The 3598-nt window shown below is 61.8% G+C and carries 5 protein-coding genes; 3 read left to right on the top strand and 2 right to left on the bottom strand.

The window, feature by feature from the left end:
• Nucleotides 1-335: diacylglycerol kinase family protein (locus VMS96_05165; GenBank protein ID HVP42797.1), on the bottom strand; the 335-nt coding region annotated here is incomplete at its 3' end.
• A 55-nt stretch (nucleotides 336-390) separates the two neighbouring features.
• On the opposite strand from VMS96_05165, the gene VMS96_05160 reads away from it, so the two are divergent.
• Complete coding sequence (locus tag VMS96_05160) at nucleotides 391-723, top strand: MGMT family protein (GenBank protein ID HVP42796.1); 333 nt, start codon at nucleotides 391-393, stop codon at nucleotides 721-723.
• Between the two features lie 68 nt (nucleotides 724-791).
• Nucleotides 792-1271: a transposase gene (locus VMS96_05155; GenBank protein ID HVP42795.1), complete on the top strand. Its 480-nt coding sequence runs from the start codon at nucleotides 792-794 to the stop codon at nucleotides 1269-1271.
• A 53-nt stretch (nucleotides 1272-1324) separates the two neighbouring features.
• Here the strand turns inward: VMS96_05155 and tyrS are convergent, their stop codons facing one another.
• Entirely contained in the window at nucleotides 1325-2629 is a 1305-nt protein-coding gene (gene tyrS / locus VMS96_05150) for a tyrosine--tRNA ligase (protein ID HVP42794.1), read from the bottom strand.
• Nucleotides 2630-2819: 190 nt separating this feature from the next.
• Here tyrS and purN point away from each other — a divergent pair, with 190 nt between their 5' ends.
• On the top strand, nucleotides 2820-3452 hold the full coding sequence (gene purN / locus VMS96_05145) for a phosphoribosylglycinamide formyltransferase (GenBank protein ID HVP42793.1): 633 nt from the start codon (nucleotides 2820-2822) through the stop codon (nucleotides 3450-3452).
• Nucleotides 3453-3598: the final 146 nt, after the last annotated feature.

Here is a 3598-nt window from a genome sequence, read left to right as displayed (position 1 = left end):
AGGCGGCTGATCATGCCCAGGTCGATGCGGCGGGAACGCTCGGCGCCGCTGCAGAAGCCGCGCCAGGCGGCCAGCGCGGCCGCCATCGTGCCGAATCCCAGAGCCCGGTGGAAGTCGTTGCCGCTGCCCAGCGGCACCGGCAGCATCGGGACCTGGTGGACGATGAATTCCGGCAGGTGGTCATGGACCGTCCCATCACCCCCGAAGATGAGCGCGGCGTCGGCCCCGGCCAGCGGATTGCCGGGAGAGACCGGCTCCGGATGCGCATTCGCGGTGTAGAAGCGGCGCACGTCCTCGATGGTGGCGTTCGGCCCGAGAATAGCGACGGCGCGCAAGCACCGGCAGATTACCGCATGGCACTCACCATTGCGAAGAGGTTATGCTCGTGACGTGCCCGACAAGCGAATGTTTCCCCGGATACTGAAGACGGTGGCCCGCATCCCCCGCGGCAAGGTGGCGACCTACGGCGACGTCGCCTACCTGGCCGGATATCCAGGGAGCGCCCGGCAGGTGGTATGGGCGCTGCATTCGGCCAGCGGCGTGCCCTGGCATCGCGTGGTCGGGGCCGGCGGCAAGATTCTGCTGCCCGCCGAAGGCGGCATGGAACAGCGCTTCCGCCTGGAGGCCGAAGGCGTCCGCTTCTCCGGGCTACGCGTGGATATGGAAGCGCATCGGTGGGCACCGCTCAAGAAAAAGCCAGTGGCCCCGAAGCGCAAGAATTAGGTGCTCATGTCCTTGTCATCTGATAAACGATTCTGACAAAGTAGCCCGCGCGCCCTCGCGCGGGCACCATGCCTTCTCCCATTCGCCGATACGCGTTCCGTCGCAATCTACCGCACCTCCAAGGTGACGCCCCGATCTTCGTTTCGTTATCGACATACAAGCGTTGGGAGCTTCCTGGCGCCGCTCGCAACCTGGTCTTCAGCACGGTGTTGCGGGAGCACAAACGAAGGGTCTGGATGTACGCGTTCGTTGTCATGCCCGACCACCTGCACCTGCTTTTCTTTCCCTTACGGGACAAATCGGGAGCCCGCTTCAGCTTGGCTGAAATCATGAGCGGTATCAAAGGCGCGTCCGCGCATGCTGTTAATCGACTACTTGATCGGCATGGACGGGTGTGGGAGGAGGAGTATTTCGATCATTGGCTACGGAAGCGCGAACGCATCGACACGAAGGTCGCATATCTCGCGGAGAATCCGGAACGGGCAGGACTGGTAACTTCTTACTTGGATTATCCCTGGCTGTGGATCAATCCGGAACATGTGGACTGAGTTGTGCCCGCGCGAGGGCGCGCGGGCTACTTTGTCGAGAGTCTTCTTAGAAGCTAGGCGCCTGTATTGGCCACTACTCGTACCTGCTTCAACCTGCGACCAACTCGAATGGGTATCTCATAGGGCAGCTGGGGAAGAAAGATGCGAGGACTGTTCTGTGCCTCCTCGCCGATGCTAACGGCTCCTTCCTTAATCTTGCGCGCGCCCTCTGATGCGGACGATACGAATCCAGCTCGCAGAAGCAACTGATCGAGCTTTACGCCAAAACGTGTCGGCCCTCCGGCCTGAACCATTTGCCCGAATTCCTCCTCCCCAACTCTCCATGAGATCTGGTCGTACCTTACCTCTACCGCCTCGATGTCCTCTGGCACTTCGCGCTTCTGGAAGATCTTCTCCCAGCTCTCCGCCGCTTCTTTGGCGGCGGCTTCGCCGTGGAAGTCGGCGACGATCTTGGTGGCCAGCGCCTTCTTGGTGTTCATGGGGTGCATCTTGCCCGAATCCACCTGCTGGCGCATGGCCTGGATGCCCGGCAGCGAGGTGTCGGTCAGCAGCTCCCAGTAGCGCCACATCAGCGGGTCGGAGATGGACATCAGCTTGCCGAACATCTCCTGCGGCGCCTCGGTGATGCCCACGTAATTGCCGTAGGACTTCGACATCTTCTGCACGCCGTCGGTGCCTTCCAGCAGGGGAGTGGTCAGGATGACCTGCTGCGAGGGCTGCCCGTAGGCGCGCTGCAGTTCGCGCCCCACTAGCAGGTTGAACTTCTGGTCGGTGCCGCCCAGTTCGACGTCAGCCTCGATCATCACCGAGTCGTAACCCTGGGCCAGCGGATAGAGCAGCTCGTGGATGGAGATGGGCTTCTCCTCCTGGAAGCGCTTGTGGAAGTCCTCGCGCTCCAGCAGTTGCGAGACCGTGTACTTGGCCGCCAGGCGGATCATGCCCTCGAAGCCCAGCTTGTGCAGCCACTCCGAGTTGTAGCGGATCTCGGTCTTCTGCTTGTCGAGGATCTTGAACACCTGCTGCTTATAGGTTTCGGCGTTGCGGTCGATCTCCTCGCGCGAGAGCGGCGGGCGGGTGGTGTTGCGCCCGGTGGGGTCGCCGATCAGCCCGGTACCGTCGCCGATGATGAAGATGACCGTGTGTCCCAGGTCCTGGAAGTGCTTGAGCTTGCGGATCAGGACGGTGTGGCCCAGGTGCAGGTCGGGCGCGGTCGGGTCGAAGCCCGCCTTCACCCGCAGCGGCTTGCCGGTCTTGAGCGAGTGCTCGAGCTTCTCCTTGAGCTCGGACTCCCGGATGATCTCTACCGCGCCTTTGCGGATGTATTCGAGTTGTTCGGCGACTGGCTTGAATTGCGGCATGAACGTCCGATTATACGATTTGATGGCGTCATCCTGAGGCGCTTTAGCGCCGAAGGATCTCGCGCGCAGTGTATATAGGCCATAGCACACGCGGGATGCTTCGCGCCTCAAGGCGCTCAGCATGACGCCATCCAAGGGACCGGCCGAAGCAAAATCGTTTACACTCCTCCGTGCCCTCCATGGTCAAGAAATGAAGAAGCTGGGGATCCTCTTATCCGGCCGCGGGTCGAACTTCGTCGCCATCGCCGACAACGTCCAGGCCGGCAAGGTGAAGGCGGAGATCGCGGTGGTCATCTCCAACCGCGCCGACGCGCCGGGGATCGAAACCGCGCGCCAGCGCGGGCTCGACGCGCGCGTCATCCCGTCGAAGGGCAAGGAGCGCGAGGCGCACGACCGCGAAGTCGTCGCCGTCCTCAAAGAGAAGCAGGTGGACCTGGTCTGCCTCGCCGGCTACATGCGGCTGCTCTCGCCCTGGTTCTGCCGCCAGTTCCCCAACCGCATCCTGAACATCCACCCGGCGCTGCTACCGGCCTTCCCCGGGCTCGAAGGGCAGAAGCAGGCCTTCGAGTGGGGTGTGAAGGTCTCCGGCTGCACCGTGCACTTTGTGGACGAGCACCTCGACCACGGACCCATCATCGTGCAGAAGACTGTGCCGGTGCTGGAAACTGATGACGAGCACACCCTGGCCTACCGCATCCTCAAGCAGGAGCACATCGCTTACAGCGAGGCCATCAACCTGGTGCTGGAAGGGAACTACGAGATCGTCGGGCGGCGGGTGGTTTTCGGTACACCTCTTCACCAACAAGTCAAGAAAGGCGATTGAAGATTTCAGATTTCAGATTGCAGATTTAAGATTGCGCCATGACGCCCGATGAACTGAAGCAGCGGACTAGAAGGTTTGCGGTCGGAATCATTCGTCTCTGTCGATCGATCCCTCGGACTTATGAGGCCCGTGTCATTGGTCGTCAG

The sequence above is a fragment of the Terriglobales bacterium genome (genome assembly GCA_035543055.1).
Lineage (GTDB): Bacteria > Acidobacteriota > Terriglobia > Terriglobales > Acidobacteriaceae > JAIQFD01.
Note: the sequence above shows the minus strand (reverse complement) of the source record. Positions and strands in the feature narration are given on the sequence as shown.